This window comes from Streptomyces sp. NPDC048483, assembly GCF_040651455.1.
GTDB lineage: Bacteria > Actinomycetota > Actinomycetes > Streptomycetales > Streptomycetaceae > Streptomyces.
In genome coordinates this window covers 1-18463 of record NZ_JBEZJZ010000091.1, presented here as the reverse complement: position 1 = coordinate 18463, position 18463 = coordinate 1, and the positions used below count along the sequence as shown (strand labels likewise).

Genomic DNA, 18463 nt, shown 5'->3' with positions numbered 1-18463 from the left:
CTGCCGGATCGATCAGTCACTGACGCGGAATCCACCCTGATACACCAGCCTGTTGCACTACAAGCATTACATCGGGGTGGCTCTCCTTCGTTTATGCGCCGGGCCGGTCAGTCGATGGACGTTGCCGTCAATGCCGCCCGGAACGTGGCCAGTCGCCGGCGCCACCCGGTCTTCCCGTAGCGCGCCGGTTCCGGTGTCGGGTCAGAAAGCCTGCGGCTGTCTACCGGTCGGCGGCAGACAGCCACGGGAATGGTTTTCAGCAAATCCCCTCCGAGGAGGATGGCCACACAACCGCAAGTCGACAGGCAGTACTCGATATTGCCTTGGGAAGTCTGGTGCTGTGACAGCAGAGCCCACTGGGAGCTGTCCGCAACCGGTGACCAGCAGACGGGGCAGCAATCGGTGCTGGTGTCATCCATGCACCCACGCTGACGCAATGGCCTAAGTTACTTCAACCATTACATCGTGTGGGTGGCACGTGCCAGATGGCGGCCTGCTGCGGCAAGGACAGACGGCTGAGCCGACTGGACACGTCGCACAGCGGGCGGCGGTGTGGCCGGGATCCTCGGGTTCAGTGCGGTGCGGTCTTGTCGGGTTGGCCGGCCTCGGGGACGGAGGCGCCGCGAGGGGTGAACCATGCGACCGCCCACAGGACCACGCCGATCAGCAACAGGACCCCGGCGATGCGGTACTGGTCGGCGGGACGTCCGGAGGACCAGGGCAGGACCAGATAGACGCAGGCGACCGCCCCCACCACTGGCAGCAGTCGGCCGGCCCGGAAGTGCGGTGCCTCGACCCTGTCCCGACGCAGTACGAGGACCGCCACGTGGACTCCCGCGAAGACCGTGAGCAGCAGCAGCGACGTCGTCCCGCCCAGCAGCGCCACAACCGGGCTGTCGGGGTTCAGTGAGACGAAGGTGATGAGGCCGAAGGCGATGGCGGTGGTGAGAAGGATCGCAGCCTGCGGGGTGCGCCGTACGGCATGCACCTGGGCAAGGAAGGGCGGAAGCACTCCTTGCTTGCCCATCCCGTACAGCAGGCGGCTGGCCATCAGCATGTTGATCAGCGCGGAGTTGGCCACGGCGAACATGGAGATGAAGGGCAGCAGGTCGGAGATGGGGAAGCCGGGTGCGGCTGTCTGCACCACCGTGGCCAACGGGGTCTCGCTGGAGGCGAGTTTGCCGACGGGCACCACGGCAACGGCACAGACAGAGACCAGGACGTAGATCAGTCCCGTGATGCCCAGCCCGGTGAGCATCATGCGGGGGAAGTTACGCGCCGGGTCCCTTGTCTCCTCCGCCATGTTGACCGAGTCCTCGAATCCGACCATGGCGAAGAAGGCCAGTGACGTCGCCGTGCTCACCGCCAGGAACACGTTCTTGTCGGACGCAGTCTCGAAGGCGACAACACGGGAGAAGTCCGCGTTCCCGCCCGCGATGAAGTAGCCGCTGATCAGGATGACGAGGAGGAGGCCCGCCAGTTCTACGGCCGTCAGCAGTACGTTGACCTTGAGGCTTTCGCTGACGCCCCGCAGGTTGACGATCAACACCAGGCACATGAAGCCTAGGGCGATCAGCAGGATGAGGCCGTCACCCGCGTCGAGCCCGAAGCCGGTGACCAGGTTGGCCGCGAAGGCCCGCGAGGCTGCCGAAGCCGAGGTGATGCCGGAGCACATCACGGCGAAGCACACCAGGAAGGTCAGGAAGTGCTTGCCGAAGGCCTTGTGTACGTAGAGGGCGGCGCCAGCGGCCTGGGGGTACTTGGTGACCAGCTCCAGGTAGGAGAACGCGGTGATCAGCGCGACAGCGAACGCCACGACGAACGGCAGCCACGCGGCGCCCCCGACCTCCCCCGCGACCTGGCCGGTCAACGCGTAGATTCCGGTACCGAGAATGTCGCCCACGATGAACAGCAACAACAGCCCCGGGCCCATCACCCGCTTCAGTCCGGGCTGGTCGTCGGCGTTCGTCTCGGGCGGGGTCGGTAAATCCGTCGAGGACATGGAGTACTCCTTGTGGTGAGGGCGGCCGCGGACCCAGCTGCCTGCTGGCGGTGGCCCCGGTCGGTCTACCCTGATGCGTGAGGCGGGCATTCAACTGCTCGGCGACCGACCGGATTTGAGGCGTCGTCGTCGCGGGGAGTCAGCAGTGGCACGTCGACTGCGGTGAAGGACCCTGCTCTGAGCGGAGCCGGCAGCCGCCGGGGGCGGAGACGGTGAGGTGGGTGAACTCGCCCTGCGGGGCGAGGCCTCCACCGCATCGTGTGGACACCTCGTGATGCGCAAGCCGGCCGCGTACGAGCAGAGCCGATCGACGTCACTCCTCCGGAGAGCGCGGGACTGCAGGGGTGACGCAGCAAGGTACGGGGACGCCCTGTCCTGGACCACCGACCGATGTGACTTACGACTCGGTCGGCGGTAGTCGATCGCCGTCCGAGTCGTGAGGCAGCCTCTGGACGATAGGTGAACCCGCGCCCCGCACACCCGTCAGGGCCTCAAGATCAACCGTTGGCGAGGCGATCAGCCCTTGTCCGGCCACCTGGCATACCGCGCTGCCGGGCCAAGTAGCTGATCATCCCGGCGGAGAAGCCGGTCTTCTTGGCGACCTCGCGGCAAGGGCGTCCGGCGGCCGGTTGATTGCGGAGCCAGTCCAGAGTCGATCTGGCGCCAGCGGGTCGCTTTTCCGACGCACGTCATTCCGTATTCGCGGACAAGGACTTTGACGGCATCGACGTCCACGTCGGCGTGCTCGGCGATCCACTTGAGTGAGCGGTATTCGTCGAGGTAGAGGCAGGCGAGCCGGTCCCTGGGGAGTGCGGCGCGAGCCCGGCAAATGGTCGCTCCTCTCTCCCGCCTCGCGGACCTTCCGGCGGTGCCGGCTGTTCCTGCAGAACGAACCGGACGGCGTTCGTGGCTGACATCCAGGCGGCGGGCTGCCTGGGCTGTCGTCAGGCATTCGTCCCGGATGAGGCGGTGCAGGATGCCCAGGTCGATGTCCCGGAGGTCGCACCCGGAGAGTTGGAGATCGTCCATAATGTCCGTCGGTGGCTGCCAGGTGGCGGGTTCGTCGTAGATGCCCTGCCGGATGAGGAACTCGCAGGCGATTCCTTCGAGCTGGCTCACGAGTGCGGGAGTCAGGTCCGTTTCGAAGGTTCGCAGCAAGGTCCGTGGCTCCTGGGTGGCGGGCGCGTAGGCCGCCGGAGCGAGGGTTGGTGGGAGGCCGCTGAGACGTTCGAACAGCAGCGCTCGGGCGAACTGGTGCCGCCGCACTCCGCCGGCGTCGAATCCGCAGCAGCACCCGCTGCCCTGGCCGCCACCCTCGACTGCCTGGTTGCAGCCCGCGTAGCGGATTGGTGGTCGTACGACTCGAGATCCGAGGACATCGCCTGGGCTCTGGGACCCGCGTTGGCCAGAGCGTGAGGTGGCCGCCCGCCTCGACAATTACGGCAGCCAGCTCCGATGAAGATCAAACCCGCATGTTGATTCTCTGCGAGTCCTCAGGCAGCGAAGACCTGTGAGTCGTCGGCGAATGCCTTGAACTCCAGGGCGTTCCCTGCCGGGTCAAGGAGGAACATCGTCCACTGCTCGCCGGTCTGCCCTTCGAAGCGTAGGTACGGCTCGATGACGAACTGTGTGTGCGCGGCGCGAAGTCGGTCTGCGAGGTTGTGGAAGGCGGGGAGGGGCAGGATCAGGCCGAAGTGCGGTACGGGGACGTCGTGGGCGTCGACCGGGTTGTGGACGCTGTGCGAACGACCTGGTGCGAGGTGGGTGACGAACTGGTGGCCATGGAGATTCCAGTCCACCCAGGTGTCCGAGCTGCGGCCCTGCTCCAGGCCGAGCACCTCGCCGTAGAAGTGGCGGGCGGCCGTCAGGTCATCGACCGGCATGGCCAGGTGGAACCGCGGAGTTGGCGAGTCGAGAACGGTCATGGGTGGCTGTGTCCTTCCTGAACGTGCCCTTGGTGTTACCGGTTTTGACAGGTAGGGAAGAGGAGCGGGTCGTTGGCGGTGACATTGACGTTGTCGGGCTGGGAGGCCGGCGTCGGCGGCCCTGTGGGTTCGCAGTCCGCTGTCTGACGGAGCCCGCGGTCCCAGGCTTCGTGCCAGCGGGCTCGGGAGTGCGGTTGGCCGCTCGGTCAGATGACGAACACCCTCAGACCTGCACCCTCTGCCCTGACAGGCGTTACGGGACAGCCATTAGGGCCCGCAGAGAAACAAGTCGTCGACTCCGGCTCTTGACACCGCAGTTCGCGGGCGTGGAAACCACCACGTTATTTCTCTGCGGCCCCTTAGTCTGACCGGCGGCAACAATAAGAAGGCAGCGGAAAGTCATCATTGTCGACCGTGCCGCACTGCCCTGGAGCCGAAAGACCCAGACGCGGAGCCGACTCAATCGGCTTTCGGGCGGCGGCTCTTGGCGCCGGAAGCCTGGGCCGGAAGCCGGTGATGCCCCGACGCCGCGACGTGTCCCGGGCGAGGGCGCGGCACACCGCCGCGCACGCGCCCCGGTGCCGCTTTGAGCAGTTCACCGTTGAGCAAGACCACCACGCAGCCGCACATGGACAAGCAGTATTCGATCTCGCCCTGAGTGGTGCGGTGACGGGACAGGAGGATCCACGCTGCGCCGTCATCGGCCACAGCTAAGCAGATGGGGCAGCGGTCCGGGGCGGCATCCATCGATTCGGAGAGCATGGACCCAGCCTGATGTAATTGTCTATACCACGACAACCATTACTTCTCTCCGGGAGTATCCCTCCGGCGGCGGATCCCGCTCACGCCACGGCGGACAGCGTGGTCAGCCTGCCGGAGACGTCACACAGCACGCGCCGCTTCCGGGTGCCGGCGGGGTCGGGGGTACCGATGTACAGCCAGCCAAGGAGTTCCTCGCCCTCCCCGAGGTCCAGGAGCTTGCGGGCCCGCGGGGAGTGCACCAACTGGCCGGTGCGCCAGATGCTGCCGAAGCCCCGCGAGTGAAGCAACAGCATCAGCGCATGAGCCATACCGCTCGTCGCGGCCAGTTGCTCCCAGCTCGGGACCTTGTGCTCCCGAACGGGCGTGAAGATCAGGGAGGCCAGTAAGGGGGCCCGCTGAATCTTTGCGATGACCTGGGACCGCCGGTCTTCCCCCGCTTCCTCGGCGAAACAAGCCCCCAGGGCATCGCGGTCACCTCCCCGGAGCAACACCCACCGCCAAGGGCGCAGCAGCCCATGGTCGGGCGCGGCGGCCGCCACTTTCAGAAGGTAGGTAAATTCGTTGTCGTCGGGTGCCGGATCGAGCAGCACATGCTCGCTTCGGCGGGTCAGCATTGCCGTGGTGACATCCATGGCTTCTCCCTTTCCCTTTGTGCGTTCGAAAGCTTTCGACCCTCACTCCACGAGTTCCGTCTTCCCCGTCCCGGTCCGTGAAGCCGTTGAAGCTGTCCCTTCGAGTCACCCTGCTTCTCCTGATGCCATACGCCTCGGCCGGCGTGCCGTCCTGACCGACCAGGCGCTGGCGGCAACGACCAGGGCTATCGCGCATCCTTGCCGTACGGTGATGTGCTCGTGCAGCAGAGCGACCCCCACACCGGTGCCCACCGCCGGGCTCAGCGACAGCAGAATTCCGAACGCTCGCGCGTCGATACGACGCAGCGCGATCATGTCCAGCGAGTAAGGAAGGAGCGAAGAGAGCAGCGCGACAACGAGCCCTGTGACCAGCACTGCGGGATTGCGCACCACGGCGCCGCCCTGTAGGGCGGCTGCGGCGGGGGCCAGCAGGCAGGCGCCGACAGCCAAAGCGATGGTAAGACCGCCCCAGTCGTCAAAGAGGCGCCCCACCTTGCGATTGAGCAGTACGTAGGAGGCCCTGCAGGCGGCCGCCAGCCCTCCCAGCAGGAGACCGCTCACCGGGAGCGAGCCTCCGGGCACAGCAAGCAGAACCACGCCCGCAACCGCCGTCAGCGCGCAGACGACATCTCTCATATGCCGGGACATGGCGACTGCCACGGCCATGGGGCCAAGGAGCTCCACGGTCGAGGCGATGCCGATCGGCAAGTACTCAATGGCGGTGAAATAGGCGACGTTCATCCCTGCGAAGACCACGCCGAGCGCGATCGCAGCGCGCCACTGGTGTGCTGCGATCGCGCTCGGACGCGGACGAACGAGCGCCCAGAGAATGATGGCGGAGAACAGCAGACGCATACCGGCCAGAGCAATGGCGCCGACTTCATCGTAGGCCGCCTTGGCCACGGCAGCCCCCAGCTGCAGACTGCTGATCTGTGCGAGTACGAACAAGGGGGCAAGCCTGCTGCCGTGAGGGGTTTGTTGACCTGTATGCGCCTTCAAGGTCGCTCCGAATTCTCCACCGTGGGGCGAAGGTGTGGTTCAGACCAGTCGCCGGCGCGTCATCTCCGCCGCGACGCCTCGCCAATAGTCGACGGTAAGGTTCACAAAACCTGTGAAGCCTTCGGTCACGACAGCCAAATCGTCCTCGTCACGGCAGACCGCGGCCGCGGAGATCGCCGCCTGAGCCTTGTGGTCCTTCTCGGCCTCGCCGATGTGCACGTAGAAGTACTCACACGCCTCATGGAACTCGTCGTCGGACGAGTAGACCTTCTTGTAGTTGCGCACACCCTCGTAGAGCCGTGTGAGCATCGAGTAGGCGAGGTTTTCCTGGGCCAACAGGGCACCCTGAACGGTTCGCTGGTCATCGGACTCGAACAGTGCACGCTGCCCGGAGCTGAAGGCGCTCGTCGTGGGAAGAGCGGGAACGGAACGGATCTCCTCGGCCGAGACCGATGCGCCGTTGAGCCGCGAGAGCAGGTCCGCGAGGAAGGATTCCAGAAGAACCAGATGAGCCTTCGATACGTCACCGTTGCCGTACTCGGAGTACAGGTTCTTCACGCACTCCACACGCGCTTCGAGGTCGCTCGTGTTCAGTACCGACAGAGCCACCATCACGCTGGTGTTCACGGTACGAGCCAGATACTGCTCGGCGAACACACTGACCTCGGGAAAGGTCAGCGGCCCACCCATCCAACGGTCGTAGAACTCGTTATTCAGCGCCTCACTGGTATGCACCGAGGCGGCCAGAGCCTCCACCGACTTCTCGATGGAAGTACGGGCGTTTTCCTGCGTGAGAACGGTCATGAGGTTTTGACTCCCACTCTGGTGGACTGACTTCTGCAGCTACCAGGACGCCAACCATCAACCACTTCGGCAAATAGGTCGACGGCCCGAGATCACGATGCTGTAATTGCGCTATGCACTTCAACCATTACGGCGGTGAATCTGCCCGCCTGGCAGCGGAGTTGGCCAACAGCGCCTCACCGTGGGAGCCCCGCGAGCTGCAGCCGATCCTGGAAACTCACGGCGTCGCAGGGTGCGTTCTCACCCCGGCACAGACAGCGGAAATTTGGGACTGGAGCCGACGGCTCGCCGCGTGCTTCGGCGAACAGCCACTGGAGCAGCGCTGTGCAGAGATCAACAAGCTCCTGACCGATGCGGCGAGCCGGCCCTACATTTCCCTGCACGACGGCACCCCTCATATGCACTACAGCGCTCAGGGTGCCGATCCGGCGGAACACATCAAGGCGGTCACCGCAGCGGGCCTTTCCTACGTTGCCTGCTTCGCGGGCCCTGACAGGCTGGGCCGATGCGCACGCGGGACGTGCGGGTGGGCGTTCGTGGATACATCCCGAAATGGACGGCGCCTCTACTGCTCGGTCAGGTGCGCAAACAATGATGCGGTCGCGCGGCACCGTGCCGCCTGCTCCGACCGCCGTTCGGTGTGCTGACGACCGCTGATGCCCTTTGCCGGGAAACCAACGGGGGGTCACCCGACAAGGAAGAGGCGGTCACTCGACAAGATCGATGGGAAAGCAGCCGGCTGGAGGCGTAGTCACCCTTCAATGCATGCATGCATGCATGCCGAGGGGAGCCATTGCGCCCCGCCTCGGCACCTGCCCCAACACCGGGAATTTCTGGATCACTCACCGCTATTCCGTATGACTGGCTTCAATGCTTCGCGCAAACCTCAACAACTGATCCGCGTAAGCCTTCGCGGCCCAAGCCACAGTTGCGGCACGGTGCTTCGGCACACCGGCAGCCAGCCGATGCCATTTCCCTTCGTCGCCGACAGCGTGTCGCAAAATCTGCAACAGGGACCGCCCAGCATCCGTGCGCATGGAAGGGTCCCGTAGCATACGCTCCACAGCGGATCGAAGGTCATCCGAGAGAACGGATACAGCACCGCGGCTCTTGTCCTCGTCGAGCGCATCAACTTCACTGCCGGATTTCACATGCCGTGGCGCGGCAGCACGCTGACTGTGTGGCAGTGGATCCTTCCCCGCACGGACCCGGTCCCGTACATCTTTGACCGTGGCGATGCTGATCCCGGCCTGCTCGGCAATCTCTTTGAGAGTGCTTTCAGGCTTGGCCTCGATCAGCCGACTGGCCCGTACACGCCCTTCGGCCGGGTGCAGAGGCCGGGCACGCCCATCGCGGCCTACCCGCTTTTTCAACTGCCCGGTCTGGGCAGTTGAACGTAATCGCACAGCCGAAACGCTACCTGCCCCAAGTCCGGTGGCCTGTGCGATACGCCGGTCCGACCACTCCGGGTACGCGTCGATGATGCGTGCCGCTGCGCTGACCTTGTCGGCCCGGCTGAGCGGAAGGCCGTGCGCGGCATTCAGCTTCACAGACAGAACGAAGGCTGCTTGCTGGGAACCGTCAAAGAAATGGACCGGGACACGGTCCTCGTTCTTCAGCTCGGCGGCCCGCAACCGATGCATGCCATCGATCACACGCATCGTCGACCGCCTGACGAGAATGGGTGGAAGTTCGCCAGCCGTTTCGGCAAGCTGCCGTACATGTTCTTCGTCTTCGCCTTCCAGGCGAGGGGAATCGGACGGAAGCAAGGCCGAGATCGGCACCATCTCGACCTCTGTGCGAAGGGGCCCCTGCGCGTTACCGGAAACATCCACCTCCCCCGTGTGTGCCGGCAAGACCGTATGGGAAGGGCAAGGTTTCACGTCATCACTCCGACTGCCCTCAAAGATGCCCACCGAGCGCCTTTCCTCTCCGAGCGCTGCCGGGAAAAGGCAGGAGACTGAGCTATACGACCGGAATACCAACTGGACATCCCTTCTCGTTGTGCGCAGCCTGGGCGAGAGTCGCACCATGGGACGCGGCGTCCTCGCCAGTGATCTGCGAACACATGGCCCGAACCTGGTGTTGCTATTCGACTGATCGTGATGGCGCGGTGACGGGCCACCATGTGCCGTGCTGCCAGCGCCACTTCTCAGCAGGGCCCTACGAACGTCTGAGACAGGAGGTACCACATGAAGATTCGCAGGTCGGCTCCGTGGGGTTAGACCAGAACTGGCAGCGGCTTGGAGTCTGTGCGCGTTATCAGGCCGTGCAAGCAGAAGAAGGACGCAATCAGCCGCAGTCCGCCACCCGGGGGGACCTCGCAGTCAGGAATGTCAAAACACGCTTTCAGCACGTGATGCTGCCAGCGCTTCGGCAGCGGGGAGCTGAGCAGCCGCTGCACACCACCGCTTTGTTGGGTAGGGCTACGCAATGACCTGTTTACCTCGATATCACTGCGGAGCCGGGGCTCGTACGGGCGGATAGCCGCGGTGCAGTAGTCGTGCTCTGTATCCACGGAGCGAATCAGTCGCTCCGGGGTCAACGTAGGTAGCCATAAGGCAACTTGGTAGCGCTCTGTGAACCATCGGAGGTCAGCGTGGAACCGGTCGCGTGAGGGGGCTGCCAGGCTCCGCAGGTCCTGGTCCAGCCCGAGGACAGAGACAACAAGCGGGAGAAAGTCGGTGCTGAAGCCGCGCGGCGAAGCGAGCGTGAGCAGCACACGGACCGGCTTCTTGAGTCGGGAGAGCGTCCGGCTTCGCCAGCGGGCGAGCCCCGGTATTCCGTCGCAGCTTCGGAGCAATTGCAGGCTGAGCAAGACCTCCCCATGCAGGCCAGGCCGATCCTCGGTATGCGTCCTGGCGAGATCTTCCACGCCGAAGTACCCACGCACAGTCATCCGCGCCCCCGTTTCCGCTGATCAGTTCACTCTCTGGTTGGCGGTGGCCCAAGGCTTGTGCTGCTGGGCGGGCAACCTCGCATGATGTGACACGGTCGTTCCTCTGTGGATGCCCTGAACACAGAGTGAGCCTCGTTCTTCACAGGGCTGGTCCGTGCGGTTCGCCTGCCGAGACTTCGGTGTCTTGTTGCCCTGCTCGTACTGGGAGTTCCCTCGTTGCAGACGCTCCAGTTCATCACTTGCGCCAGCCGGCGCGCAGCCCGCACGACGCCCGCTGGGCACCCGGCTCGCCGGGGCGGCGATCTCCTCATTCCTGAGGTCCTTTTCGACCTCAATGATCACCTTGCCCGTCTCGGCCACAACCTCCGCCCCTAACTGAACTACAGCTCGTTCCTTCGACGCTTCTCCACCGTGACTTCCGGCTCCCCCGTGGCCGCGGTCTTCATCCCGCGAGGGATCGTAGGGCCGGCATGTTCCTGGGCATCGCCCTCATGGCAGCGCTCCGCCTCCTCCACGCAACGAGCTCTGAGCGGTCGGCACCACGTAACGCCGCACGCCCTGATGAACCTGCAAGCACATCAACCCGCACGAGCGGCCCACCGCCACGGTGTTCATTGTAGCTAACGTGATCAACCAAGTCAGGACCCTAGCTTGGGAGTTGATGCGGTACAACAACTATCCAGACAAGCTGACGATGAGCGCTCTCACCATGGTTCCGCGGGCAGGAACGACCGCAGCGTCATCGACAGGGTTCGGACCGCCCTACAGCCTGTGCGCGCCCACCGGCAACAGGCTGGCGCACCGTCGGGGCACCTGCCCGAACTGGCAAACCGCAGACCCCACGAGCAGACAGACCGTGAGCGAACAACTACGATGACCGGCCGGGGGCAACTCATCACTTCCAATGGATGCCGTGCACTTCATGATGCGAGAGAGGTCTCGACACGGGTGCCTTGCATAGGGGGTTAGGCGATGAACGGCGACGAGATCAGTGCGTCCCGACGTCAGCTGTCCATGGCAGAGAAGCTCGATCATTTGCTCAAGCTTCGCGCCAAGCCGGACAAGGATGACAAACCGTCCTACAAGGCGATGGCAGCTGAAATTGCCGCGCAGTCGGGCGAGACGTTCTCCGGCGCATACCTATGGCAACTGCATCGTGGCGAGCGCGCCAATCCGACATTGCGGCATCTGGGCGCTCTGGCCAGGTACTTTGATGTACCTGTGTCGTATTTCACGGAAGATGACGTGGCCCGAAGAGTGATTGACGAGGAAGACCTGGCCCGCCGTGAGTTGGATAAGTCCATGACCGAGGCCGGGGTAAGTGCGGTCTATCTACGCGGCGATCTCTCTGCCTTGTCCCCGGAGGGGAAACGGATGGCTGCGGACATGATCCGCCAGATTCGCGAACTGGAGCAAGGCGCGAAACTGCCTCCGGCTCCGCCACGCGCATGAGCTCGCCTGACGACCGGATGCGGCTCGGGTACCAGGTCATGTGTCCTCCTGCCCCGACAAGCCCTGGAGATTCGACTGAGATGCACTGGAGGCGTTTGCGCCGCCGTTGCCAGAAGGTGATCGACGGCATTCCTTTACCTGAGCCTTTCTCCGCAGAGGAATTATGCAGTCGGCTCGCCGTGGAGCGGGACCGCCCACTGCACCTGCTCCCGTTACCCACTCCAACGGTTCCCGGCACACCGTCGGGTATGTGGCTGGTTGCCGAGCGCGGGGACTACATCTTCTACGACTCGCAGACCAGCCTTCTGCATCAAGAGCACATCATTGTCCACGAGATCGGACATATGGTGTGCGGTCACCAATCAGCGGGCAATGACCAGCAGCTGTACCGGATGATCGACATCGCGGACCCTGAGTCCATCCGGCAAGCGCTACCCCGCATCCGGTATTCGGATGAGCAGGAACAAGAAGCGGAGATGATCGCCAGCCTTATCCTGGAGGCTGCCGGCCGTGTTCCTGCCCCGACACTCCTGTCCGGGATGCTGGGCGGGCTGGAGTCCGCCATGGGCCTGCGGACAGGCCGACATCCAGGAGCATCATGCCACCGTGGATAGAGGCCGCAGGCATATCCGCTCTGTGGATCGTGGCGCTGGCCCGCGCACCACAAGGCATCCGCGACCGGGACCAACGGCCTCTGTGGTTCGCGATCATCATGATCGCTCTCGCGATGTCGACGCACCTCGAACCTGTCACCGCTGCGCTGGCACACGTGACCCCAGGCGCGCACTGGATCGACATGGCCACGCACCTGTTCGGCATCATCGATGCAGCTGCGGTGCTGTGGTTCATCTGTGGTGCCGCAGGACGGCGCCGTCACACCGCCCTGGTGTTCGGTGCCGCCCTCACGATCATGACCATTCTGGTACTTCTGGACGCCACCGCTCCCTCGCACACCCGCAACGTGATCGCCCCCTCATCGGCGGCCCCGAGCGTTCCGGATGCCTACTGGTGGGTCTTCTTCTTTTCACACTTGGTCGCGGACAGTATCTGCGGGTTCGTGTGCTGGAGCTACGGCCGACCCGGTACTCCGCGTCTGCTGCGATATGGATTGCGCCTGTTCGGCACCGGCATGTTCCTGGCAGACCTTCTGTGGGTTCTTAAACTTGCCTATCTCCATACGCGCTCGACAGCCTTCGCCCCACTGTTCTCGCCCGTCACGGGAATCGAAGCCCTGTTCATGGCCGTGGGGGTGGCGCTGCCTCTCCTGGCCCAAGTACGCGATCGCTGGCGTGACGGGAGCTCGTATCGAAGTCTCGCCCCCTTGTGGCTGGACCTCACCACTGCGACCCCCGACGTCATCCTCGGACCGGGCCAGCGCCTTCAAGGCATGGTGATTCCCCTCCAGCTCCGCCTGTATCGGAGAGTGATCGAGATCAGGGACGCGATGATCGTGCTACGAAACTACGTCACTCCATCCGCCCTCGACCTGGCGCACCAGCACATCACCAACCATGCCGTCCCCTTGCACTTGGGCGACGCTCACATAACCGCCTGCTGGCTCACCGCCGCCCTGCAGGCGAAAGAAACGGGGATGGTTCCGCAGCCCCAGACAGCCAACCTCGCCGGTCCCAGCACAATCGATCTCACCAACGAAATCGATCACCTGCTTCAGGTCGCGGAAGCCTACAAGTCACCAGCCGTCCGTGCTTACAGAGCATCGCTCGCCGACACGATCTCATGAAGGGAAAGAACCATGCTGGTCGCTTTTTCTCTCACTCCCCTGGGCGTGCAAACAGCCGTCGCTGACTACATCGCCGACGCCGTAAGAGTCATCCGTGATTCCGGCCTTCCGAACCGGTCGGACTCCATGTACACAATGATCGAGGGTGAGTGGGACGAAGTCATGGACGTGATCAAACACGCAACCGAAGCCGTCGCTGCCAAGGCACCCCGCGTCCAACTCATCGTCAAAGCAGACATCTGGCCCGACATGCCCAACCCTCTCGATGGGAAGATCGCGCTCCTCGAACAGCACATCGCCGAAGCCACCCAGGACTGATCCTCACCCACCCCATAGCCCCACCAACGATCCACTGGCACCCGCGCCGCCTGCAGGCATCCATCCCACCCGCCCCAGCCACCGCCTTCGCGCAGATGCTGCCGTACTCCCCGACCTGCAGCAGGACCAGCCCCTCCACTCTGGAGGCAGCGAAGCCGGCCAACAACAGGACCACGGAGCTGCACACCGGCACTGTCGTCCCACTGGGACATCGAGGACACCGTCCGGGACGTGATCCACCGGTTCAACGAGATCGGGCTGTCCTGCCTGGGCCCCTGGGAGAAGCCACTTGAAGGCCAGGTCATCGCCGCCTCCAAGGGCAACCCCGGAAAATGGCCGAAGGCCATCGACGACTCACTCACCTTCGCCCTCGCGCTGTAAGGAGCAAGGGCGTCTCCGTCCCAGACATCGCGAAGAAGCTCACCATCAAGACCGCGAAGAACGCGGGCTCCATCGCGGTGATCGTGTAGGCCACGGCATTGGCGAGAATCCGCTCGGCCAGACTGCGGACGGGAACCGCATCGCGCAGCAGCAGGGCGATTTCACGGTCCCACAGGTCGCCTTGCGAGCCGGGGCTCTCAAAGACGTTGTAGGTGCACTCCTTGACGTGCGCTCGTACCGCGTTCAGGAGTGCCCGCGGGTCGCGGCACTCCGTACGACTCGGGGTGTCGAGCAAGGCGGTCATGTGGTGGTGCTCCTCTCGATCGTTTCGAGTGGTGCAGGACCTGCCGGGGTTCAGCATGCGTGAACGATCTGGGACCCGGCAGGGGCATAGGTGCCCGGCCCCGGCGGCGCGACGGTCCTGCCGTGAATCGCGCGCCGTACGGGGGTCCGGGGCCGGGCCATCGTTGCCGTCCGGGGCGGTAGGGGCGTGGGAAGGTCACCGCGGGACGGAGTGGGATGGCGCGGATCAGGGGCGTTCGCCGTACCGTTCGGTGTGCGGCATCGCACGGCCAGCCGCGAAATCCTCGGGCACCACGTCCGGTCGCTCAACGGCCACCGGCGCCGGGGCCGCGAGCTGTGGGACGAGGATCATCGCGGGCGGCGCGATACCCATCGCACCGAGGGCCAGTACGGCCAGGCCGGGACGGGACGGCCGGTCGGTCGCAGCGGGCCGGCAGCTCACGGCTGCACCCACTCACCACGGCGAGCGACGATCTCCAGCAACAGCGGCGAGCACGGCCACGGCGCCCCGCCACCGTGGCGGGACCGCAGAACCGGCACAGTGCCGCGGACATCCGTCACGACCGCCTCACAATCGCAGGCGGTGTCTCGTACGAGGTCCCCCGCCTCGGGGGGCCGCTGGCCGGTCACCGTGCGGCCTCGATCTCGGCTGCCGTAGCCAGCCGCAGGGAGCCCGGCTCCGCCTGCCACGCGGGCGCGCTGCCGGTGAGCGGGACGACCAGGGCCACCGCAGCGCCGAGCTGTTCGCGGGGGTACGCCTCCGGGTCAGCGATCCGGCCGACGGCGTGGGCCACGACGTCGAAGACGTAGGTGCCCGGTTCGAGTGCGGTGGCTGTCTGCTGCTCCTGAGATGCGCTCTTAGTCATCGCCGCCTCAGCGGGTGCATGGTTTCGGCGCCCCGCCGTGCCCTCGGGGGACGGAGGCACGGCGGGGCCGTACTCGACAGCTAACGCCGTTCCAGTGCCGGGGAGTTAGGGGATTGTGGCCGCCTTCGCGATGTTCCCCCTAGGTGGTTTTGACGTCTCAATTACCTGACGGTGAGTGCACAGGGGTCTACCGTGCGGTCATGGACACCACGCGCAACACGGCGCTTGAGGCGTGGATGGACGAGCACGGCCACAGCGCCAACAGCCTCGCCCAGGCCCTGAATTCAGCCCTGGAACGCCTCACCGGACGGGTTGGCCGGTTCGACGGCCGCACGGTCCGGGACTGGCGATCTGGACGCGTCCGCTGCCCCAACGCGGCCACGCGGCGGGCGCTAGAGGATGTCACCGGACTACCTCCTGCCGACCCAGGGTTCGTGCCACGGGGCCGGGCTCCGTCCACCGCCGCACCGCAGGAGGACCCCATGCAACGCCGCACCATCGTCGCCGGCGGAATCGCGGCAGCCGTGGCAGCCGCCACTCCCGGCACCGCATCGCCCCGTCGCATCGGCATGAGCGACGTCGACCGCATACAGAAGCGCTTCGCCGAGATCGTCGCCAGCGACCACCGCCACGGCGGACAACTCGGTATCGAGCAGCGCGCCGCCGCACTCGCCGACGCGGCGCTGAACCTTCAGAATGCGGGCATCGCCACCCAGCGCGTCCGCAGCAGCCTCTACGGTGCCGCCGCCTCGTTCCGCTCTTCCGCGATGTGGGCGGCGATCGATGGCCGCCGCTACAACGACGCCATCGGGCACATGCGCGAGGCGCAGGCCCTCGCCGAACTCTCCGGCGACCAGACGATCAAGTTCCGCATCTGGTCCCACGCGGGCACCCTGTTCCGGCACATGGGGCGCCCCGCCGACGCCTTCGCCGCGAACAACGTAGCCCGCAACCTGCACATCACCCGCCGCGACCCCCTGTTCGGATCCCTCGGCATGGCCCGGCAGATGGCCATTGAGGGAATCGCGCAGGACCGCAGCGGCCTACGCCGCACATTCGACCAGGCGCAAGACGCCATGCACCGCGCCGACCCAGCCGCCTGCCGGCCCGTCTGGCTGCGCGCCTTCTACGACCAGGCCGAATTGCACTCCCTTGCACTCTCAGCCCATCTGTCCCTCGGCGACTACCCCGCCGCCGAGTACCACGCACACCGCTGCCTGGCCGCCCTGCGACCGCACATGCGCCGCTCCAAGGCCATCGCCACCAGCCGCCTCGCACATGCCCAGCTCGCCCAGGGCGACGCCGACGCCGCCACACACACCGCGATGTCGGTTCCCTTCGACGCCGCTACCCAACATGATCGGGTGTCGCGCATGCTTCAGGAATTTGGGGCTGCACTGCGCGCCACCGCGCCGGGAAGCTCCAGCACACACACCTGGACCGAGCACACCGCCGCTTGGAGAGCCACCACATGACCACAGCACCCGTCACCGACCTGCGTACCGAAACCACGCTCGACGTCATCCGCGGCGATCTCCTGGACGCGTACGCCGACGTCCGCGCCCCACTCCTCCACCTGCCGAACTACGCCGTCACCGTCTTCGGTGAACGCCTGGACCGGCACGGCACCGAGCCGGGATTCGTCGCCGTCCTCGCGTACGCGGACGGGCACCCGGTCGGCTACGCCTACGGCAACCAGATCGAGGACGGCGACCGGTACTGGCAGCGCACCAGCCCGGCGCCGGCGCCGGAGTACACCAGGCGTCCGGCCGTGGCCCTGAAGGAGATCGGTGTACGTTTGGGGTGGCGGGGAACGGGCACCGCGCGGCGCATCCATGACGCGCTCCTCGCCGAGCGGGACGAGCCGTACGTGACGCTCATGGTCAACCCCCTCGCCGGCGACGGGAAGGTGCACCACCTCTACCGGTCATGGGGGTACGAGGACATCGGGCACAGCCAGCCGTCACCGGCCTCACCAGCGCTCACGGTGATGATCCGCACCACCCACTGACCACCGCTTCACCACGGCGGCCCGCTCCTCCCCCGACCCGTGCGTCGCCTCTCCCGCACGCGCTTGGCTTGAGTTTTCACCTCTGACTACGTGTTGAGAGTTGCTGCGCCGCACGAATGGGCAGGTCGCATTGCTCTCAATCCCGGTTCTTCCCCCTCGACGAGGGTTTCGGGACACCGGCGGTGGGGCGCAAGGTCTGCCGGTGTTCCATAACGCCTGTCCCGGCTCATGGGACGCAGCCACTATGGCCGACCGCTCCTCACGGACCGGCGGGCGTCTAATGACCTGCGTGCTGCCCGTGCGAGGTCTCGGGCTGCCGTATCCACGCGGCCAGTAGCCGAAGCGCCTCTTCGGAGCTGGAGCCTGCCTCGGCGGTGTAGACACTCAGCCGCTGGTCCGGGTCGGCGGGCAGGGTGAGGGACTCGTAATTGAGGGTGAGCGGGCCGACGATCGGGTGGTGGAAGTGTTTGCTGCCATGCGTGTGCCGATACACGTTCTGGTCGGCCCACCAACGGCGGAAGTCCTCATCCGTGATCGAGAGTTCGCCGACGAGTTCGGCCAGCAGTGGATCGTGGGGATGGCGTCCGGCGTCGCGCCGGAGCGAGGCGACAATGTCCTGGGCGTGGGTGTCCCAGTGGGTATACAGCGAGCGGGCGGTCTCGTCGCAGAACATGAACCGCACCAGGTTCCGCTCGCGGTGCGGCAGCGCGTCGAAGTCGGTGAGCAGCGCACGTGCCATCTGGTTGGACGCAAGTACGTTCAGTCGCCGCCCCAGCACAAGGGCGGGGGTGTGCTCGAGGAGCCGGAGCAGGTCGCGCAGCCCCGGGCGGACCGGCTGCGGACGCGTCGCCGTGCGGCGGGGCCTGCCTGCGGCGGGCTTGGCGAGCTGGAACAGATGGGTGCGTTCGACGGGATCGAGGCGTAGCGCGCGGGAGATGGCGTCCAGCACGGTCTCGGAGACGTTCAGTCGGCGTCCGCGTTCCAGGCGTACGTAGTAGTCGACGCTCACGCCCGCCAGTTGCGCGACCTCTTCGCGGCGCAGTCCTGGCACTCGCCGAGAGCCGCCGTCGTCGGACAGGCCCGCCCGGCGCGGGGTGATCCGTGCCCGCCGAGAGCGGAGGAACTCACCGAGAGCTGTGTTGCGGTCCATGCTGTTCACGATACGGCCCAAGATCGCCCCGACGGCCCGCGAAAGAGGGACTGGCAGTCCCCCGGTCCGGCTGTCCCCGGGGCGAAGCGGACCCCCCGGAAGTCGATCAGCAGCCGATTCCGGTGCTGAAGTGGAACGTGTCGAGACCGGCCAGGGAATCACCGCCATCCGAGAACGCCCCGCCTAGACCTCTGCGCGCCCCCACAGCCAGCACGCGC

General features: G+C 65.6%; 21 protein-coding genes. 8 read left to right on the top strand and 13 right to left on the bottom strand.

Annotated features, from left to right (window positions below; all coding sequences use genetic code 11):
- Positions 1-107: 107 nt before the first annotated feature.
- The 8 genes from AB0D04_RS32565 to AB0D04_RS32530 all read right to left on the bottom strand — a co-directional run bounded on the left by AB0D04_RS32565 (position 108) and on the right by AB0D04_RS32530 (position 7124).
- Positions 108-419, bottom strand: a complete 312-nt coding sequence (locus AB0D04_RS32565) for a hypothetical protein (RefSeq protein ID WP_362710719.1) — start codon at positions 417-419, stop codon at positions 108-110.
- 152 nt (positions 420-571) lie between these two features.
- Complete coding sequence (locus tag AB0D04_RS32560) at positions 572-2002, bottom strand: APC family permease (RefSeq protein ID WP_362710717.1); 1431 nt, start codon at positions 2000-2002, stop codon at positions 572-574.
- 516 nt (positions 2003-2518) lie between these two features.
- Positions 2519-3121 carry a hypothetical protein gene (locus tag AB0D04_RS32555; RefSeq protein WP_362710715.1) on the bottom strand — a complete coding sequence of 201 codons (603 nt, stop codon included), beginning with the start codon at positions 3119-3121 and terminating at the stop codon, positions 2519-2521.
- Positions 3122-3495: 374 nt separating this feature from the next.
- Positions 3496-3927, bottom strand: a complete 432-nt coding sequence (locus AB0D04_RS32550; protein ID WP_362710712.1) for a VOC family protein — start codon at positions 3925-3927, stop codon at positions 3496-3498.
- A 459-nt stretch (positions 3928-4386) separates the two neighbouring features.
- A complete protein-coding gene (locus AB0D04_RS32545) occupies positions 4387-4689 on the bottom strand; it encodes a hypothetical protein (RefSeq protein WP_362710710.1) in 303 nt (100 codons plus the stop codon).
- Positions 4690-4769: 80 nt separating this feature from the next.
- Positions 4770-5321: a nitroreductase gene (locus AB0D04_RS32540; RefSeq protein WP_362710708.1), complete on the bottom strand. Its 552-nt coding sequence runs from the start codon at positions 5319-5321 to the stop codon at positions 4770-4772.
- Positions 5322-5426: 105 nt separating this feature from the next.
- Positions 5427-6269, bottom strand: coding sequence for an EamA family transporter (locus tag AB0D04_RS32535; protein ID WP_362710706.1), 843 nt, complete (start codon positions 6267-6269; stop codon positions 5427-5429).
- Between the two features lie 90 nt (positions 6270-6359).
- Positions 6360-7124, bottom strand: a complete 765-nt coding sequence (locus tag AB0D04_RS32530) for an iron-containing redox enzyme family protein (RefSeq protein WP_362710705.1) — start codon at positions 7122-7124, stop codon at positions 6360-6362.
- A gap of 113 nt (positions 7125-7237) precedes the next feature.
- Here AB0D04_RS32530 and AB0D04_RS32525 point away from each other — a divergent pair, with 113 nt between their 5' ends.
- Entirely contained in the window at positions 7238-7771 is a 534-nt protein-coding gene (locus AB0D04_RS32525) for a CGNR zinc finger domain-containing protein (RefSeq protein ID WP_362710702.1), read from the top strand.
- A gap of 201 nt (positions 7772-7972) precedes the next feature.
- On the opposite strand, the gene AB0D04_RS32520 is transcribed toward AB0D04_RS32525, so the two are convergent.
- Positions 7973-8911 carry a ParB N-terminal domain-containing protein gene (locus AB0D04_RS32520; protein WP_362710700.1) on the bottom strand — a complete coding sequence of 313 codons (939 nt, stop codon included), beginning with the start codon at positions 8909-8911 and terminating at the stop codon, positions 7973-7975.
- 2084 nt (positions 8912-10995) lie between these two features.
- On the opposite strand from AB0D04_RS32520, the gene AB0D04_RS32515 reads away from it, so the two are divergent.
- The 5 genes from AB0D04_RS32515 (at position 10996) to AB0D04_RS32495 (ending at position 13915) form a co-directional block, all read left to right on the top strand.
- Complete coding sequence (locus tag AB0D04_RS32515; RefSeq protein ID WP_362710697.1) at positions 10996-11475, top strand: XRE family transcriptional regulator; 480 nt, start codon at positions 10996-10998, stop codon at positions 11473-11475.
- A 248-nt stretch (positions 11476-11723) separates the two neighbouring features.
- Complete coding sequence (locus AB0D04_RS32510) at positions 11724-12089, top strand: hypothetical protein (protein WP_362710695.1); 366 nt, start codon at positions 11724-11726, stop codon at positions 12087-12089.
- On the top strand, positions 12074-13216 hold the full coding sequence (locus AB0D04_RS32505) for an MAB_1171c family putative transporter (protein WP_362710693.1): 1143 nt from the start codon (positions 12074-12076) through the stop codon (positions 13214-13216). Before AB0D04_RS32510 ends, AB0D04_RS32505 begins: the two co-directional genes overlap by 16 nt.
- Before the next feature lie 12 nt (positions 13217-13228).
- Entirely contained in the window at positions 13229-13534 is a 306-nt protein-coding gene (locus tag AB0D04_RS32500; protein WP_362710690.1) for an MTH1187 family thiamine-binding protein, read from the top strand.
- A gap of 231 nt (positions 13535-13765) precedes the next feature.
- Positions 13766-13915 (top strand): hypothetical protein, encoded by a 150-nt coding sequence (locus tag AB0D04_RS32495; protein ID WP_362710687.1) that lies wholly within the window; start codon positions 13766-13768, stop codon positions 13913-13915.
- Here the strand turns inward: AB0D04_RS32495 and AB0D04_RS32490 are convergent.
- The 3 genes from AB0D04_RS32490 to AB0D04_RS32480 all read right to left on the bottom strand — a co-directional run bounded on the left by AB0D04_RS32490 (position 13893) and on the right by AB0D04_RS32480 (position 15084).
- A complete protein-coding gene (locus tag AB0D04_RS32490; RefSeq protein WP_362710684.1) occupies positions 13893-14219 on the bottom strand; it encodes a hypothetical protein in 327 nt (108 codons plus the stop codon). The two genes, AB0D04_RS32495 and AB0D04_RS32490, sit on opposite strands and share 23 nt — an antisense overlap.
- A 225-nt stretch (positions 14220-14444) precedes the next feature.
- Positions 14445-14660 (bottom strand): hypothetical protein, encoded by a 216-nt coding sequence (locus tag AB0D04_RS32485; RefSeq protein ID WP_362710681.1) that lies wholly within the window; start codon positions 14658-14660, stop codon positions 14445-14447.
- A gap of 184 nt (positions 14661-14844) precedes the next feature.
- Positions 14845-15084 (bottom strand): hypothetical protein, encoded by a 240-nt coding sequence (locus AB0D04_RS32480; RefSeq protein ID WP_362710679.1) that lies wholly within the window; start codon positions 15082-15084, stop codon positions 14845-14847.
- Positions 15085-15284: 200 nt separating this feature from the next.
- On the opposite strand from AB0D04_RS32480, the gene AB0D04_RS32475 reads away from it, so the two are divergent.
- Positions 15285-16559: an XRE family transcriptional regulator gene (locus AB0D04_RS32475; protein WP_362710677.1), complete on the top strand. Its 1275-nt coding sequence runs from the start codon at positions 15285-15287 to the stop codon at positions 16557-16559.
- Positions 16556-17095: a GNAT family N-acetyltransferase gene (locus AB0D04_RS32470; protein ID WP_362710674.1), complete on the top strand. Its 540-nt coding sequence runs from the start codon at positions 16556-16558 to the stop codon at positions 17093-17095. The genes AB0D04_RS32475 and AB0D04_RS32470 overlap by 4 nt, the downstream gene beginning before the upstream one ends.
- A 277-nt stretch (positions 17096-17372) precedes the next feature.
- Here the strand turns inward: AB0D04_RS32470 and AB0D04_RS32465 are convergent, their stop codons facing one another.
- Positions 17373-18245, bottom strand: coding sequence for a helix-turn-helix transcriptional regulator (locus AB0D04_RS32465; protein ID WP_362710671.1), 873 nt, complete (start codon positions 18243-18245; stop codon positions 17373-17375).
- Between the last annotated feature and the right edge of the window lie 218 nt (positions 18246-18463).

What these genes read in the sequence shown, in the direction of transcription:
- AB0D04_RS32565 (WP_362710719.1), bottom strand. Translation starts at nt 419, where the DNA reads ATGGATGACACCAGCACCGATTGCTGCCCCGTCTGCTGGTCACCGGTT.
- AB0D04_RS32560 (WP_362710717.1), bottom strand. Translation starts at nt 2,002, where the DNA reads ATGTCCTCGACGGATTTACCGACCCCGCCCGAGACGAACGCCGACGAC.
- AB0D04_RS32550 (WP_362710712.1), bottom strand. Translation starts at nt 3,927, where the DNA reads ATGACCGTTCTCGACTCGCCAACTCCGCGGTTCCACCTGGCCATGCCG.
- AB0D04_RS32545 (WP_362710710.1), bottom strand. Translation starts at nt 4,689, where the DNA reads ATGCTCTCCGAATCGATGGATGCCGCCCCGGACCGCTGCCCCATCTGC.
- AB0D04_RS32540 (WP_362710708.1), bottom strand. Translation starts at nt 5,321, where the DNA reads ATGGATGTCACCACGGCAATGCTGACCCGCCGAAGCGAGCATGTGCTG.
- AB0D04_RS32530 (WP_362710705.1), bottom strand. Translation starts at nt 7,124, where the DNA reads ATGACCGTTCTCACGCAGGAAAACGCCCGTACTTCCATCGAGAAGTCG.
- AB0D04_RS32525 (WP_362710702.1), top strand. Translation starts at nt 7,238, where the DNA reads ATGCACTTCAACCATTACGGCGGTGAATCTGCCCGCCTGGCAGCGGAG.
- AB0D04_RS32520 (WP_362710700.1), bottom strand. Translation starts at nt 8,911, where the DNA reads ATGGTGCCGATCTCGGCCTTGCTTCCGTCCGATTCCCCTCGCCTGGAA.
- AB0D04_RS32515 (WP_362710697.1), top strand. Translation starts at nt 10,996, where the DNA reads ATGAACGGCGACGAGATCAGTGCGTCCCGACGTCAGCTGTCCATGGCA.
- AB0D04_RS32510 (WP_362710695.1), top strand. Translation starts at nt 11,724, where the DNA reads ATGTGGCTGGTTGCCGAGCGCGGGGACTACATCTTCTACGACTCGCAG.
- AB0D04_RS32505 (WP_362710693.1), top strand. Translation starts at nt 12,074, where the DNA reads ATGCCACCGTGGATAGAGGCCGCAGGCATATCCGCTCTGTGGATCGTG.
- AB0D04_RS32500 (WP_362710690.1), top strand. Translation starts at nt 13,229, where the DNA reads ATGCTGGTCGCTTTTTCTCTCACTCCCCTGGGCGTGCAAACAGCCGTC.
- AB0D04_RS32490 (WP_362710684.1), bottom strand. Translation starts at nt 14,219, where the DNA reads ATGACCGCCTTGCTCGACACCCCGAGTCGTACGGAGTGCCGCGACCCG.
- AB0D04_RS32480 (WP_362710679.1), bottom strand. Translation starts at nt 15,084, where the DNA reads ATGACTAAGAGCGCATCTCAGGAGCAGCAGACAGCCACCGCACTCGAA.
- AB0D04_RS32475 (WP_362710677.1), top strand. Translation starts at nt 15,285, where the DNA reads ATGGACACCACGCGCAACACGGCGCTTGAGGCGTGGATGGACGAGCAC.
- AB0D04_RS32470 (WP_362710674.1), top strand. Translation starts at nt 16,556, where the DNA reads ATGACCACAGCACCCGTCACCGACCTGCGTACCGAAACCACGCTCGAC.
- AB0D04_RS32465 (WP_362710671.1), bottom strand. Translation starts at nt 18,245, where the DNA reads ATGGACCGCAACACAGCTCTCGGTGAGTTCCTCCGCTCTCGGCGGGCA.